The following is a 15,496-nucleotide window of genomic DNA, read 5'->3' as shown; positions in this document are numbered from 1 at the left end:
GGACCAGGGAGGCGACCCGCGTGACGCAGGACCGAAACCGGGGGGTCGCGGCCCGCCTCACGCCCGGCGTGCCCCACCGGCCCCGGCTGGCCAACGGCCGGCGCCGGCTGGCCAACGGCCGGCGCCGGGCCCGGGCGCTCTTCGTGGCGACGCTGTTCATCTTCAGCATCTTCGCGGCCCAGCTCGTCCGCCTGCAGGCCGTCGAGGCCAGCGCCATCGCCGAGAGCGCCCGCGACCAGCGGATGGGCGGCAAGCCCGCCATCCTGCCGGCGGTTCGGGGGCAGTTCACCGACGCCTCCGGCGTGGCGCTGGCCGAGAACGTCGACCGTTACACGGTGCTGGCCTGCCCGAAAGAGGTGGCCAAGTGGCTGAAGGACGGCACCGAGGTCGGCGTCGACGGGGCCGCCCGCGAGCTGGCGCCCGTGCTCGGCATGGCCGAGGGCGACCTCAAGGCGAAGCTCACGCCCAAGGACAGTAAGGACTGCTACCGCGAGCTGAAGAAGGGCCTGGAGCCGATGACCTGGCGGCGGGTCAGCGAGCTGCGCGTCAACGGGCTCTGGGGTGAGGCGACGCAGGAGCGGACCTACCCCGGCGGCGCGGCCTCCGCGCCCCTGGTCGGCTGGGTCGGCGTCAACGGGCAGGCGAAGGAGGGCGAGGGCGGCGGCGGGCTGGAACTCGTCCACAACGAGGCCCTGACCGGCAAGCCCGGCCAGATCACCGCGGAGTACTCCGTCACGGGCCAGGTCATCCCGATGGCGGACCGGGAGGTCATCAAGGCGGTGCCCGGCACCGGCGTACGACTCACGATCGACAACGACCTGCAGTGGTATGCCTACAACGCCATCGCCGCCAAGGTGGCCGAGCAGAAGGCCCGCTGGGGCGAGATCGTCGTCCTCGACAAGCAGGGCCGGATCAAGGCGGCCGCGCAATACCCCGCGTTCGACCCCAAGAACATCGGCAGCAAGGACATCACCGGGGCGCTGCCCTTCCAGGCCACCTTCGAGCCCGGCTCGACGGCGAAGGTCATGTCGATCGGCGCCAGCCTCGACCAGGGCGTGACGGAGCCGGAGGCGCAGTACACCGTGCCGAACGTGCTGCAACGCCCCGGCTTCGTCAACGGCATCAGCGACATGCACGGGCACGCGACGCTGTCCCTCACCGCGACCGGCATCCTGGCGCTGTCCAGCAACATCGGCACCACCCTGATCGCGGAGAAGCTCTCGGAGCAGACGCTGTACGACTACCAGAAGAAGTTCGGCCTGGGCTCGACCTCGGCCACCGACTTCCCCGGGGAGTCCCCGGGCCTCTTCTTCACACCGGACAAGATGAGCGGCAGCCAGCGCTACACCGTCATGTACGGCCAGGGCCTCGCCGTGACCGCCGTCCAGGCCGCCGGTGTCTTCCAGACCGTGGCGAACGGCGGCGTGCGCGTGCCGGCCACCCTCATCGCGGGGACCACGGACGCCGACGGCACCTTCCACCCGGCGAAGCTCCCCGAGAGCACCCGGGTGCTCAAGGAGGAGACGAGCAAGACCCTGCTGAAGATGATGGAGAACGTCACCAGCGAAGGCGGTACGGCGGTCGGGGCGGTGATCCCGGGCTACCGGGTGGCCGGCAAGACCGGCACCGCCGACATCGCCGAGAACGGCGGGTACGCGGGCAAGAACACCCTGTCGTTCATCGGCATCGCCCCCGCCGACGACCCCCAGCTCATCTGCGCGGTGATCCTGCAGGCCCCGGAGAGCAACAGCAGCGCGATCGTCGCCCCGCCGTTCAAGTCCGTCATGACCTATGCGTTGCAGAAGTTCAAGATTCCCCCCACCGGAAGCGCCCTCACCCCGTTCCCGAACTACTGGGGAGCCCAAGCTGACCGCAACCGGACGCGATAGGTTCGATCGGTGCGCACCACCCCCCGCCCGGCGCGGGCGCCCCATGCCTCCGCGCGCGATATCGCCGAGGTCGCGGGCGGTCAGCTCGCCTTCGTCGACGGCCCCGCCGGCCCCGCAGGGCCCGACGCGGCCGAAGCGGCCGACGCGGACGTCACCCTGAGCGGGGTGACCCTCGACAGCCGGCTGGTCGTCCCGGGAGACCTGTACGCCGCGCTGCCCGGCAGCAACGCGCACGGCGCCTCGTTCGGGACCGGTGCGGCGGCTGCGGGGGCCGCGGCGGTGCTCACCGATCCGGCCGGCGCCGACCTGCTCCGGGCCGCGGGCGTCCGGCTCCCGCGGATCGTGGTGCCCGACCCTCGCGGGGTCCTCGGCGCCGTCTCCGCCGCGCTCTACGGTCGCCCCGCGGATGACATGGTGCTCGTCGGGATCACCGGGACCAACGGCAAGACGACCACGGCGTACATCCTGGAGGCCGCGCTGCGCGCCCTCGGTCGGCGCACGGGCCTGATCGGCACCATCGAGATCCGGATCGCGGACGAGGCCATCCCGGCCGTGCGGACGACGCCGGAGTCCTGCGATCTGCACGGGCTGTTCGCCGCCATGCGGGAACGCGACGTGACCGCGTGCGTGATGGAGGTCAGCAGCCACGCGCTGGCGCTGCACCGGGTGGACGGGGTGCGCTACGACGTCGCGGTGTTCACGAACATGAGCCAGGACCATCTGGACTTCCACGGCACCATGGCGGACTACTACGCGGCCAAGGCCAGCCTGTTCACGCCGCAACGCGCGGTGCGCGGCGTGGTGTGCGTCGACGACGCGTGGGGCGCGCGGCTGGCGCAGGAGGCGACGATCCCGGTGACGACCCTGGCCACCCGCTCCGGGGCCGACGCGGACTGGACGCTGAGCACTCCTGATTCGGGCGGGGTCGGCGGCGAGTTCGACCTCGTGGAGGCCGCCACGGGCCGACGCCTGCGGCTGCGCGCGGCCCTCCCCGGGGACTACAACCGCGCCAACACGGCGATGGCCGCCCTCGTGCTGCTGGCCCGCGACGTGCCGGCGGACGACGTCGAGCGCGCGGTGGCCGCCGGGGCCACGGTGCCCGGGCGGATGGAGCGGGTCGACCTGGGCGCCGACGCCCCGACGGTGTACGTCGACTTCGCCCACACGCCCGAAGCGATCCGGGCCACCCTCGCGGCGCTGCGGCCGACCGTCGGCGGCGGGCGCCTGATCGCGGTCGTCGGGGCCGGCGGCAACCGGGATCGCGGCAAGCGGCCCCTGATGGGCGAGGCGGCCGCTCGTGGTGCGGACGTGGTCGTCGTGACGGATGACAATCCGCGAGACGAGGATCCGGCCTCGATCCGCGCCGACATAGCCTCGGGGGCGCGCGCGGCCGGCGGGGCGGACGCGCAGGTGTTCGATGTCGACCGCCGGGCGGAGGGCATCGCGACCGCCCTGCGAGCGGCGGCGCCGGGGGACGTCGTCGCGGTGTTGGGTCGCGGCCACGAGACGAGGCAGGAGGTCATGGGCAGCTATCGGCCCTTTGACGACCGGCAGGCGGTTCGGACGGCGTGGGCAGAGGTGAGGGGTTCATGATTCGGCTGGAGCTGGGGCGGGTCGCGCAGATCACCGGGGGGCGGCTGATGCCGCCGGACGCGGGCGGCCTGGTGATCGATGGCCCCGTGGTCACCGACAGCCGGGAGGCCGCGGCCGGGTCGCTGTACGTCGCCCGCATCGGCGAGCACGCCGACGGCCACGCCTACACCGGCGACGCGGTCCGTCGGGGAGCCGTGGCGGCCCTGGTCACGGCGCCGGTCGACGCGGCGCCGTACGTGCTCGTCCCCGACGTCCAGCAGGCGTTCGCCGCGCTGGCCACGGCCGTCATCGAGGACATCGACGGGCTGCTCGTGGTCGGCGTCACCGGCTCCTCCGGGAAGACGTCGACCAAGGACCTCATGGCCGCCGTGCTCGCCGAGCACGCCCCCACCGTCGCCAACGTCGGCTCCCTCAACAGCGAGGTCGGGGTGCCGCTCACGGTGTGCCGGGCCACCGCCCACACCCGGCACCTGGTCCTGGAGATGGGCGCGCGCGGGATCGGCCACATCCGCTATCTCACCGACATGACCCACCCCCGGGTGGGCGTCGTGCTCAACGTGGGCACGGCCCACGTCGGCGAGTTCGGCAGCCGGGAGGCCATCGCCGCCGCCAAGGGCGAGCTGGTCGAGGCGCTGCCCGCCGACGGTCTCGCCGTGCTCAACGCCGACGACCCGCTGGTCGCGGCGATGGCGAACCGTACGGCGGCGCGGGTCGTCCGCACCGGCCGCCGCAGCCCGCAGGCCGACATCGGGGGCGTCGACGTGCGGATGGGTGCCGACGGATGCGCCGCGTTCACCCTCCTCACGCCCGAGGGGTCGGCCCCCGTCCAGCTCGTGGTCCTCGGGGAGCACATGGTCGACAACGCCCTGGCGGTGGCCGCGGTGGCCCGCGAGGCGGGCATGTCGGTGGCCGCCATCGCGGCGGCCCTGTCGCGCGCCCACCTGGCCAGCCGCTGGCGCCTGGAGCGGCACGACCGGCCCGACGGGGTGACCGTGCTCAACGACGCCTACAACGCCAACCCCGACTCGCTGGCCGCCGCGCTGCGCACGCTGGTCGCGATGGGGTCGGGCCGCCGCACCTGGGCGGTCGTCGGCGAGATGCTCGAGCTCGGCGCCGGATCCGCCGCCGCGCACCGCGAGTGCGGGGCGCTTGCCGCATCGCTCGGGGTGGATCGCGTCCTCGCGGTCGGCGCGGGGGCCGGACCGGTGGCCGAGGGTGCCGGCGGGCGCGGCGCGACGACGCCGGACGTCGACACGGCGTACGACCTGCTGCGCGACGAACTCGCGCCCGGCGACGTGGTCCTGCTGAAGTCGAGCAACGCGAGCGGCCTGCGGCATCTCGGGGACCGCCTGGTGACATCGGAGGTCGGAGCATGAGGTCCGTCGTCGCGGCCGCGGCGCTGTCGCTGTTCCTGGCGTTGCTGGGAACTCCGCTCTACATCAAGTTCCTCGTCAAGCGCGGCTACGGACAGTTCATCCGGGACGACGGACCGACCACGCATAAGACCAAGCGGGGAACCCCGACCATGGGCGGCGTCGTCATCATCGGCGCCACGATCGTCGGATACTTCGGCTCGCACCTGCTGACGATGACCAAGCCGGACGGGACCGTGAGCCTCGGCCTGACGCCGAGCAGCCTGCTCGTGCTCGGCCTCATGACCGGCCTTGGCTTCGTGGGCTGGCTCGACGACTTCATCAAGATCAGCAAGCAGCGCAGCCTCGGCCTGCGCTCGGCGCAGAAGCTGTTCGGCCAGCTCCTCGTCGGCAGCGCCTTCGCCGTCGCCGCCGTCACCCTGACCAACGCGCGGGGCACGCCACTGGCCTCGACGAAGATCAGCTTCGTCCGCGACATCGGCTGGCTGGACCTGTTCGCCGCCGGGTCGGTCGTCGGGCTGATCCTCGTCGTGCTGTGGATGAACCTCATCGTGGCCGGCACCTCCAACGGGGTGAACCTCACCGACGGCCTCGACGGGCTGGCCACCGGGGCGTCCAGCATGGTCTTCGGCAGCTACGTCCTGATCGGGATCTGGCAGTCCAACCAGGCCTGCTATCCCGTGGCGACCTCGCAGCACTGCTACGACACGCCGTACCCCTACGACCTGGCCATCCTCGCCGCGGCCGTGGCCGGGGCGTGCTTCGGCTTCCTGTGGTGGAACGCCTCGCCGGCCAAGATCTTCATGGGCGACACGGGCTCGCTGGCCCTGGGCGGGGCGCTCGCCGGGCTGGCCATCATGACCCGCACCGAGCTGCTCGTGATCCTGCTCGGCGGCCTGTTCGTCATCATCACGCTGTCGGTCATCATCCAGGTCGCCAGCTTCAAGATGACCGGCAAACGGGTCTTCCGCATGGCCCCCCTGCAGCACCACTTCGAGCTCAAGGGCTGGAACGAGGTCACCATCGTCATCCGGTTCTGGATCATCGCCGGCGTCTGTGCCGCCCTGGCGCTCGGCCTCTTCTACGCCGAGTGGGTGGCCGGAGGCACGATTTGACCCCCATCGAACCGGTTGGTGCCGCGCCCGACCCGGCGTACGAACCCCGTCCCGGCCTGACCTGCCGCGAGGCGGACTGGTCCGGCCTGCGCGTCCTCGTCGCCGGCCTCGGCGTGTCCGGCTTCGCGGCCGCCGACGCCCTCCTGGACCGCGGCGCGTCCGTGATCGTCGTGGACGGCGCCAGCACGGGGGAGCAGCTGACCCAGCGCGCCGAGATCCTGCGGATGCTCGACGCCGATGTCCGGTTGGGTCCCGAGCACGTGGCGGCGCTGCCGACCGACGCCCCCGTCGAGCTCGTCGTGACCTCGCCGGGCTGGCGCCCCGACCAGCCGTTGCTCGCCGCCGCGGCGGCCGCGGGGATCCCGATCTGGGGTGAGGTCGAGCTGGCCTGGCGAATGCGCCCGCGGGAGGGCGCGGCGCCGTGGCTGGCGATCACCGGCACGAACGGCAAGACGACCACGGTGCGCATGGTCGCCGCGATCCTCGCGGCCGCCGGGTTGCGCGCGGTCGCCGCGGGCAACGTCGGCACGCCGATCATGGAGGTCGTCCTCGACCCCACGCCGTACGACGTGATCGCCGTCGAACTGTCGAGCTTCCAACTGCACTGGCAGCGCTCGCTGGCCCCGCTGGCCTCGGTCTGCCTCAACCTCGCGCCCGATCACGTGGACTGGCACGGGTCGGTCGAGGCCTACGCGGCGGACAAGGCCCGCGTCTATGCCCACACCAAGGTCGCCTGCGTCTACAACGTCCAGGATCCCGCCACCGAGCAGATGGTGCGCGACGCCGAGGTGCAGGACGGCTGCCGCGCGATCGGCTTCACCCTCGGGGTGCCGGCGGTCAGCATGGTGGGCCTGGTCGACGACGTGCTCGCGGACCGGGCGTACGTCGCGGAACGCCAGACGTCGGCCGCCGAGCTGGGCACCCTGGCGGATCTGCGCCGCGGCGCCACGGACCCCGCACCGCATTACGTCGCCAACGCCCTCGCCGCCGCCGCGCTCGCCCGCGCCGTGGGCGTCCCCCCGGCCGCGGTGCGCGACGGGCTGCGCGGCTTCCGCCCCGACGCCCACCGCATCGCCGAGGTGGCCACCCAGGACGGGATCACCTGGGTCGACGACAGCAAGGCCACCAACCCGCACGCGGCGGCCGCCTCGCTCGCGGCCTATCCCTCCGTCGTGTGGATCGCCGGCGGCCTGCTCAAGGGGGCCGACGTGGACGACCTCGTCCGGGACCGGGCCGATCGGCTGCGCGCGGTCGTCCTGATCGGCCGTGACCGTTCACAGATCGCCGCCGCGCTCGCTCGACACGCGCCGCAGGTCCCCGTGGTCGACGTCGCGGCGACGGACACTGGTGCCATGGACCTCGTCGTCGCGAGGGCGGCCGAGTTCGCCCAGGCCGGCGACGTGGTGCTGCTGGCGCCGGCCGCCGCGTCGATGGACATGTTCCCCCACTACGGGGCCCGGGGGGACGCCTTCGCGGGCGCCGTCCGCCACCACCTCGGTCTGGCGGACTGACCTGGCGGGCCGAGGGGAAGGCCCACCGCCGGACCGAGCGCAGGATCGAGCATGTCGAGCAACATCGAGCCGGATCGAGCACGCGAGGGGCGAGCTGACGTGACGACGAGTACCGATCGCCGCGAGGGGGCGTTGGCGGGGGCGACCGCGGCCCCCGCGCCCGACGCGGACCAGGCAGGGGGGCGGCCGCCGGAGCCGCATCCGCTGCTGGCACGCCTGGACAGCCCGCTATCGACGTACTACCTCTTAGTCGGCTCCATCTCCGCACTCCTCGGCATCGGCCTGATCATGGTGCTCTCGGCCTCCAGCGTGTCCTCGCTGCGGGACAACAACTCCATGTTCACGGTGGGCCTGAACCAGGCCAAGTTCGCGGCGATCGGCGTCGTCGGTGCCGTGGTCGTCAGCAGGCTCCCCGTGCGCACCTGGCAGCGGCTGGGCGTGGGGGTGATCGCCGGGGCCATCGTCATGCAGCTGCTCGTCTTCACCAGCCTCGGCCATGAGGTTCTCGGCAACCGCAACTGGCTGCGGTTCGGCGGCTTCAGCGTGCAACCGAGCGAGTTCGGCAAGCTCGGCATCATCCTCTACGGGGCGCACATCCTCACCGTCAAGCGGCGGTTGCTGGGCGATTGGCGACACGCGGTCATCCCCCTGGTCCCAGCGGCGGGCCTCGTCATCGCGCTGGTCCTTGCGGGAGGCGACCTCGGGACGACGATCGTGCTGATCGGGATCCTCTTCTCGATCCTGTGGACGTCCGGGTTATCGGCCCGGTTGTTCGGCTTCGCCGCCGCCGGCGGCGCGGTGCTCGTGCTCATCATGGCCCGCGCCAGCCAGAACCGCATGGCGCGCATCACGAGCTGGCTGAGCTGCGACACAAACTCGGACGACGCCCTGTGCTGGCAGTCCAAGAACGGCGCCTTCGCCCTCGCCGACGGAGGGCTGCTCGGCCAGGGTCCCGGCGCCAGCCGCGAGAAGTGGGGCTGGCTGCCCGAGCAACACAACGACTTCATCTTCGCGATCATCGGGGAGGAGCTCGGCCTGGTCGGTACGCTGACCATCCTGCTGCTCATCGGGCTCATCACCTACGCCTGTTACCGGGTGATCCTGCAGACCGACGACCGGTTCGTCCGCATCGCCACGGCCGGCGTGATGGGATGGATCGTCGTCCAGTCGGTGGTCAACATCGGCGCCGTGCTCGGCCTGCTTCCGGTCATCGGCGTGCCGCTGCCGCTCGTCTCCGCCGGGGGGTCCGCGTTGATCACCACGCTGCTGGGCCTCGGGATGGTCATCTCGTTCGCCCGCAGCGAGCCGGCCTGCGCCCGCGCCCTCGCCGGCCGGCCCCGCGTCCTGGCCCGGTCCCTGTCGGTCATGTCCCCGCTACGGAAGCGCACTCGATGACGCCGGCCACCCCCGACGTGCCCCCCGCGACCGCCGACGCGCCCGGACCCGCGCCGGAATCTGTGCCGGAACCCTTGCCCCTGAGCGCCGCCCGCGGGCCGCGCTCCGTCGTCCTGGCGGGGGGCGGCTCCGCGGGGCACGTCTCGCCGCTGCTGGCCCTCGCCGACTGCCTGCGCCGGCGCGATCCCCAGGTGCGGATCGTGGCGCTCGGCACCCAAGCGGGCCTGGAGGCTCGGCTCGTGCCCGAGCGCGGCTACGCGCTGGCGACGATCCCCAAGGTGGTCTTCCCGCGCAAACCCTCGGCGGCCGCGCTGCGGCTCCCCGGGGCACTCAAGGCCGCCGTGGACGCCGCCGGGGCGGCCCTCGACGAGGCCGGCGCGGAGGTGGTGGTGGGCTTCGGCGGCTACGTCTCCTCGCCCGCTTATCTCGCCGCCCGCGCCCGGCGCATCCCCATCGTCGTGCACGAGCAGAACGCCCGGCCCGGGCTGGCCAATCGGCTGGGGGCGCGGCTGACGCCGTACGTCGGGACGACCTTCGCGGGCACCGCCCTGCGGCACGCACGGGTCGTGGGGATGCCGCTGCGCCCCGAGATCGCGACCCTCGATCGCGCGGCCCGGCGCGCCGAGGCGCGGGCCGCGTTCGGGCTGCGCCCCGAGTCGCCGACGCTGCTCGTCACCGGGGGTCGCTGGGTGCGGCCCGGCTCAACGGTGCCTTCGCGGGTGCCGCGGCGGACCTGTCGGCCGCCGGGGTGCAGGTGATCCACGTCACCGGCCTGGGCAAGGAGTTCGTCCCCGAGACCGGCTCCGGGTCGGGGTCGGCGGGGGGCGCGCCGTACGTCGTGATCCCGTACGCCGACCGCATGGATCTCGCCTACGCCGCGGCCGACCTGGTCGTGTGTCGCTCGGGTGCCAACACGGTGTGCGAGGTGGCAGCGGTCGGCCTGCCGGCGGTCTTCGTCCCGCTGCCCATCGGCAACGGCGAGCAGCGGTTCAACGCGGCCGAGCTCGTCGCCGCCGACGCGTGCCTGCTCGTGGAGGACGCGCGGGTCACGCCCGACTGGGTCCGCGAGACGGTCCTGCCGCTCGCCGGCGACCCGGCGCGGCTGGCGCGGATGGCGAGCGCCACCGCGGCGCTGGGCCGTCGAGACGCCGACGAGGCGCTGGCCGACCTGGTCGCGGAAGCGGCCGCCGAGGGTCATCGATGAAGCCCCGGTTCGACCTCGACGCCCCGGTCCCGACCGCCGCCGAGCTGGGAAACGTGCACGTCCTCGCGGTGGGTGGGGCCGGGATGTCCGCGGTGGCCCGCCTCCTCGTGGTGGCCGGGGTACCGGTGTCGGGGGCCGACCAACAGGACTCGGACGTGCTCACCGCGCTGGCCGCGGAGGGCGTGCGGGTGTGGGTCGGGCACGACCCGGCCCACCTGGACGGCGTCGACACCGTCGTGGTGTCCTCGGCCATCCGCGAGGAGAACGTCGAGCTGGCCGAGGCGCGGCGGCGCGGGCTGCGCATCCTGCACCGGTCACAGGCCCTGGCGGCGCTCATGCGGGGGCGCCGGTCGGTGGCGATCGCCGGCGCCAACGGCAAGACCACGACGAGCGCGATGCTCGCCACGGCGCTGACCGCCGCGGGGGCGGACCCGTCGTACGCGATCGGCGGTGAGCTGCTCGCCACGGGGACCAACGCGGCCCTGGGGGGCGGCGACTCCTTCGTCGCGGAGGCGGACGAGAGCGACGGGACCTTCCTCGTCTACCACCCGCAGGTCGCCGTGGTCACCAACGTGCAGCCGGATCACCTCGACTTCTACGGCACGTTCGAGGCCGTGCAGGAGGCCTACGCCGCGTTCGCCGCCACCGTCCTGCCCGGGGGGCTCCTCGTCGCCTGCGCGGACGACGCGGGCTCGGCCCGGCTCGCCGAGCGCGCGGCGGCGACCGGGCTGCGCGTCGTGACGTACGGCGAGTCCCCCAGCGCCGACGTCCGCCTGGTGGAGCCCGCCTTCGACGGGCTGGCCTCGCGGGTGGACCTGGTGGAAGGCCAGGGGCGTCGGTCGCTGGCCCTCGACGTGCCCGGCATCCACAACCTGCTCAACGCCACGGCCGCCTATGTGGCGGCGACGCGCGGCCTGGGCGTCGACCCTGCGGCCGTCCTGGCCGGGTTGGGCTCGTTCCGGGGCGCCCGCCGCCGCTTCGAAGCCAAGGGCGCGGCCTCGGGGGTGCGGGTGGTGGACGATTACGCGCACAACCCGGGGAAGGTGGCCGCGGTCGTGTCCACGGCGAGTCGGCTGGCTCGGCCGGGGCGGCTGGTGGTGGCCTTCCAGCCGCACCTGTACTCCCGGACGCGGGACTTCGCCGACGCCTTCGGCGCGGCGCTGGCGCCCGCTGACGTCGTGGTCGTGACCGACGTGTACGGCGCGCGCGAGGAGCCCGTCGCGGGGGTGAGCGGAGCGCTCGTCGCCGATGCGGTACGCCGGCACGGGCGGGCGGCGGTCAGCTACGTGCCGGACAAGAATGACCTGGCCGAGCGACTCGAACACCTGACCGAGTCGGGCGACCTGGTGCTGACCGTAGGCGCCGGGGATATCACCGCGATTGGTCCGCAGCTCCTGCGTCGGCTGGAGGGCGCGCACTGTGGTTGACCAACGAGTCCGTCCGCACGACCGTTCGGCGCGAATAGCTCCCGGTCGGCGACCCGAGCGCCGCGCGCGTCCCGCTTTGCACGTGGTGGGCGCCTCCGTACGCGAGGGCGCCACGCGGGTCCGCCGGGGCGCGACCTTTCGGCGGGTCGTCGGGGTGTCCGTCGGCGTCGTCGTCGCCGCAGCGCTGGTGTTGTGGCTCTTCCTGGCGGGCCCCTGGCTGCGGGTGAACTCGGTCAACGTTGTGGGTGGGGACGCTGGCCAGCAGGCCGCGGTCCATCGAGTGGCGGACCGGGAGCTAGGTCAACCTCTGGTCAAGGTTGATAGTGCTGCGGTGCAGCGCGACCTGGCTGGGGTGCCGGCCTTCTCCCGGGTCGACGTGATCCGCGACTGGCCCGACCGGCTGACCGTTTCGGTGGTGGTGCGGACCCCCGTGCTGGCCTTGAAAATGGCTCAAGGTCCGCTTCAGCTTGTCGACGCTGACGGGGTCGTCTACGCACCGGTCGACGCCCCGCCCCAGGGGGTGCCGCCGGCCACGGTGGCGCACCCCGACAACGCGCGTGAGGTGCGCTCGGCTGCCGGGGTGCTGGCGGCCCTCGATGCTGGTCAGCGAGCCAAGGTGAGCAGCGTGACCGCGACCTCTCCGGATGATGTGCGGTTCGTGATCGACGGCGTCACGGTCCAATGGGGCGGCCCCTCGGACGGTCGCCGGAAGGCGGTCACGATGGCCGCGCTCCTGCATCAAAAGGGGATCAAGACCATCAACGTGAGTGCGCCCGATTCGCCCGTCATCTCGTGAATGGGGATGCCCTCAATCTCTAGTCGAAGGTGAGGCCACCCTTCGGGGTGGTCGACCGACTTGAGTCCCGCGGATCGTGACGTACGATGTTGCCGACCTTGAGCGTCCGTGCGCTCTTCGATGTGGCGTCCCTCCGCGAGCGCCCACGCAGCACCTCGCAGCAGCACCTCGCACCACCATCGATCAGGAATGAGGCTCCCGCCGTGGCAGCACCCCAGAACTACTTGGCCGTGATCAAGGTCGTCGGGATCGGTGGCGGCGGCGTCAACGCGATCAACCGCATGATCGAGGTCGGGTTGAAGGGCGTCGAGTTCATCGCCATCAACACCGACGCACAGGCCCTGCTCATGAGCGACGCCGACCTCAAGCTGGACGTGGGTCGCGAGCTCACCCGCGGCCTGGGTGCCGGGGCCGACCCCGAGGTGGGTCGGCGGGCGGCCGAGGATCACGCGGAGGAGATCGAGGAGGCCCTCAAGGGGGCCGACATGGTCTTCGTCACCGCGGGCGAGGGCGGCGGCACGGGCACCGGCGGCGCGCCGGTCGTGGCGAAGATCGCCAAGGGCATCGGCGCGCTGACCATCGGCGTCGTCACGCGCCCGTTCACGTTCGAGGGGCGGCGCCGGGCGAATCAGGCGGAGTCCGGCATCGGCACCCTGCGCGAGGAGGTCGACACCCTCATCGTCATCCCGAACGACCGGCTCCTGTCGATCAGCGACCGGGCCGTCAGCATGTTGGACGCGTTCCGCAGCGCCGACCAGGTGCTGCTCTCCGGCGTGCAGGGCATCACCGACCTCATCACCACCCCCGGTCTGATCAACCTGGACTTCGCCGACGTCAAGTCGGTCATGCAGGGCGCCGGGTCCGCGCTCATGGGCATCGGTTCCGCTCGCGGCGAGGACCGGGCGGTGCAGGCCGCGGAGCTGGCCATCTCGAGCCCCCTGCTGGAGGCCAGCATCGACGGCGCGCACGGCGTCCTGCTCTCCATCCAGGGCGGCAGCGACCTCGGCCTCTTCGAGATCAACGAGGCCGCCCGCCTGGTCCAGGAGGCCGCGCACCCCGAGGCCAACATCATCTTCGGTGCGGTCATCGACGACGCCCTCGGCGACGAGGTGCGCGTCACCGTGATCGCGGCCGGCTTCGACAGCGGCACCCCCCAGCGGGGCAGCGACCGCCAGCTCGGCGGCATCTCCCAGGTGCCCTCGCAGCCCCAGCAGCGCCAGATGCCCCCGCAGCAGCAGCGTCCCGCGCAGCAGCCGCCGCAGCGTCCGATGCAGCCGCCGACCATGCCGGTCACCCCGCCGCAGCGCATGCCCGGGCAGGTGGCCCCCGCGCCGCAGCCGGCCCGCCAGCCGGAGCCCGTGCCCGCCGCGGCGCCCATGCGCCAGGCCGAGCCCCCGCGCGAGCGCCCGGAGCGTCTCGAGCGCCAGCAGGAGCCGGTCCGCGTCTCCGACCCGGCTCGCCAGCCGGAACCCGCCCGGCAGCCGGCGCGCCAGGACGCCGTACGGCCGCCGCGCACCGTCACCTTCGACGACGCGGACGACCTGGACGTCCCGGACTTCCTGAAGTAACCCGCGCACCGACTGCGCGATGACCGACGCCGGGTCCCCGATCGACGGGGGCCCGGCGTCGTTGCGCTCTCCCGGGGCGGCGTCGCCGCCGTGAAGGCGCGCCCGGGGGCGACGTACAGTGGCCCGCGTGTGGGAATGGACGCTGACCCTGCCGGCCGAGGGCGGCCGCGCCGCGGTGCGGTGGGGCTTCACTCGTGCCCCGGGCGGGGTCAGCGTGGGCCCGCACGCGGGACTCAACCTCGCCGAGCATGTCGGCGACGACCCTGCCGCCGTTCGGGCCAACCGGGAGCTGCTCGCCGCCGACCTCGGGCTGGCTCCGGAGCGGCTGGTGTTCATGAATCAGGTACACGGCGCCCGGGTCGCGACCGTGTGCGGCCCGTGGGGTGCGGGGGCCGCGCCCGACGAAGCGGATGCCATGGTGACCGTCGAGCCCGGCCTGGCCTTGGCCGTCATGGTCGCCGACTGCGTGCCGGTCCTGCTCGCCGACCCCGCCGCGGGCGTGGTCGCGGTCGCGCACGCGGGCCGGCCGGGGATGATCGCGGGCGTGGTGCCCGCTGTGGTCGCGGCGATGCGCGCGGCGGGAGCGACCGACATCGTCTCGGCCGTCGGGCCCTCGGTGTGTGGGCGCTGTTACGAGGTGCCCGACACGATGCGGGCGCAGGGCGCGGCCGTCGCGCCGGTGAGCGCCACCGTCAGTTGGACAGGCACGCCGGCGCTGGACGTGGCCTCGGGTGTCGTGGCGCAACTGCGGGAGGCCGGCGTGGCCTCGATCGCGTGGGTCCCCGGCTGCACGCGCGAGTCCCCGCACCTGTATTCGTACCGTCGCACGCCCGTGACGGGCCGGTTCGCCGGCGTCGTCGTACGGAGTGCCGGGTGATGGCCGGCAGCGGAACCGCCCCCGACGGGGCCGCGCGGGAGCGGGCCGGCCAATTGGCCGCGGGACTCGCAGCCGTACGCCGTCGCATCGACACGGCCTGTGCGGCCGAAGACCGGGACCCGGCCACGATAACGCTGGTCGTGGTGACCAAGTTCTTCCCAGCGAGCGACCTGCGGCTCCTGGCTGAGCTCGGCGTCCGCGACATCGGCGAGAACAAGGACCAGGAGGCGGCCCGCAAGCTCGCCGAGCTCGGCGCCGCGGATCCGTCGGGCCGGGCCGCGCTGACCACTCACTTCATCGGCCAACTGCAGACGAACAAGGCGGGCTCGGTGGCGTCGTACGCCGACGTCGTGCACTCCCTCGATCGGGACCGGCTGGTCGCGGCGTTGGCCAAGGGCGCCCGGCGCGCCGCGCGGGAGCTCGACGTCCTCATCCAGGTGTCCCTGGACGGCACCGAAGGCCGCGGCGGCGTCGCGCCCGAGGGGGTCCTGGCGCTGGCGGGTGAGGTGGCGGCGACGCCGGGCCTGCGGCTGCGTGGCGTGATGGCGGTCGCGCCCCTGCAGGCCGATCCCGACGCCGCGTTCGCGCGGCTGGCCGAGGTGTCGAGCGAGCTGCGCGTCGCCCATCCGGAGGCCCGGGCGATCTCGGCCGGGATGTCGGCGGACCTGGAGCAGGCCGTGCGGCATGGGGCGACACACCTGCGTGTCGGGAGCGCAATCCTGGGTTCGCGCCCGCTGACCAGATAGTT

11 protein-coding genes and 1 pseudogene are annotated in these 15,496 nt (G+C 73.3%); all 12 read left to right on the top strand.

The genetic code is table 11. From position 1 onward, the window contains the following. The first annotated feature begins 68 nt into the window (after positions 1–68). The 12 genes and pseudogenes from IPK37_00310 (at position 69) to IPK37_00255 (ending at position 15,494) form a co-directional block, all read left to right on the top strand. The gene (locus tag IPK37_00310) at positions 69–1,889 is read left to right on the top strand and encodes a penicillin-binding protein 2 (protein QQS02570.1); all 1,821 of its coding nucleotides are present in this window, start codon (positions 69–71) and stop codon (positions 1,887–1,889) included. A 9-nt stretch (positions 1,890–1,898) separates the two neighbouring features. Beyond that, on the top strand, positions 1,899–3,482 hold the full coding sequence (locus IPK37_00305) for a UDP-N-acetylmuramoyl-L-alanyl-D-glutamate--2,6-diaminopimelate ligase (protein QQS00992.1): 1,584 nt from the start codon (positions 1,899–1,901) through the stop codon (positions 3,480–3,482). Continuing rightward, on the top strand, positions 3,479–4,858 hold the full coding sequence (locus IPK37_00300) for a UDP-N-acetylmuramoyl-tripeptide--D-alanyl-D-alanine ligase (GenBank protein ID QQS00991.1): 1,380 nt from the start codon (positions 3,479–3,481) through the stop codon (positions 4,856–4,858). The genes IPK37_00305 and IPK37_00300 overlap by 4 nt, the downstream gene beginning before the upstream one ends. Next, complete coding sequence (locus tag IPK37_00295) at positions 4,855–5,970, top strand: phospho-N-acetylmuramoyl-pentapeptide-transferase (protein QQS00990.1); 1,116 nt, start codon at positions 4,855–4,857, stop codon at positions 5,968–5,970. The genes IPK37_00300 and IPK37_00295 overlap by 4 nt, the downstream gene beginning before the upstream one ends. 5 nt (positions 5,971–5,975) lie before the next feature. Further along, positions 5,976–7,481, top strand: a complete 1,506-nt coding sequence (locus IPK37_00290; GenBank protein QQS02569.1) for a UDP-N-acetylmuramoyl-L-alanine--D-glutamate ligase — start codon at positions 5,976–5,978, stop codon at positions 7,479–7,481. Positions 7,482–7,532: 51 nt separating this feature from the next. Continuing rightward, positions 7,533–8,876 (top strand): cell division protein FtsW, encoded by a 1,344-nt coding sequence (locus tag IPK37_00285; protein QQS00989.1) that lies wholly within the window; start codon positions 7,533–7,535, stop codon positions 8,874–8,876. Further along, positions 8,873–10,080, top strand: a pseudogene (gene murG, locus IPK37_00280) (undecaprenyldiphospho-muramoylpentapeptide beta-N-acetylglucosaminyltransferase). Before IPK37_00285 ends, murG begins: the two are co-directional and overlap by 4 nt. After that, positions 10,077–11,507: a UDP-N-acetylmuramate--L-alanine ligase gene (locus IPK37_00275; GenBank protein QQS00988.1), complete on the top strand. Its 1,431-nt coding sequence runs from the start codon at positions 10,077–10,079 to the stop codon at positions 11,505–11,507. The pseudogene murG and the gene IPK37_00275 overlap by 4 nt, the downstream one beginning before the upstream one ends. Before the next feature lie 82 nt (positions 11,508–11,589). Further along, positions 11,590–12,303 carry an FtsQ-type POTRA domain-containing protein gene (locus IPK37_00270; GenBank protein ID QQS00987.1) on the top strand — a complete coding sequence of 238 codons (714 nt, stop codon included), beginning with the start codon at positions 11,590–11,592 and terminating at the stop codon, positions 12,301–12,303. Between the two features lie 203 nt (positions 12,304–12,506). After that, the gene (gene ftsZ, locus IPK37_00265) at positions 12,507–13,871 is read left to right on the top strand and encodes a cell division protein FtsZ (GenBank protein ID QQS00986.1); all 1,365 of its coding nucleotides are present in this window, start codon (positions 12,507–12,509) and stop codon (positions 13,869–13,871) included. Positions 13,872–14,019: 148 nt separating this feature from the next. Continuing rightward, positions 14,020–14,748 (top strand): peptidoglycan editing factor PgeF, encoded by a 729-nt coding sequence (gene pgeF / locus IPK37_00260; GenBank protein QQS02568.1) that lies wholly within the window; start codon positions 14,020–14,022, stop codon positions 14,746–14,748. After that, the gene (locus tag IPK37_00255) at positions 14,748–15,494 is read left to right on the top strand and encodes a YggS family pyridoxal phosphate-dependent enzyme (GenBank protein ID QQS00985.1); all 747 of its coding nucleotides are present in this window, start codon (positions 14,748–14,750) and stop codon (positions 15,492–15,494) included. Before pgeF ends, IPK37_00255 begins: the two co-directional genes overlap by 1 nt. Positions 15,495–15,496 lie beyond the last annotated feature (2 nt).

It is taken from the genome of Austwickia sp. (assembly GCA_016699675.1).
GTDB lineage: Bacteria > Actinomycetota > Actinomycetes > Actinomycetales > Dermatophilaceae > Austwickia.
This window is presented reverse-complemented; position numbering and strand designations above follow the sequence as displayed.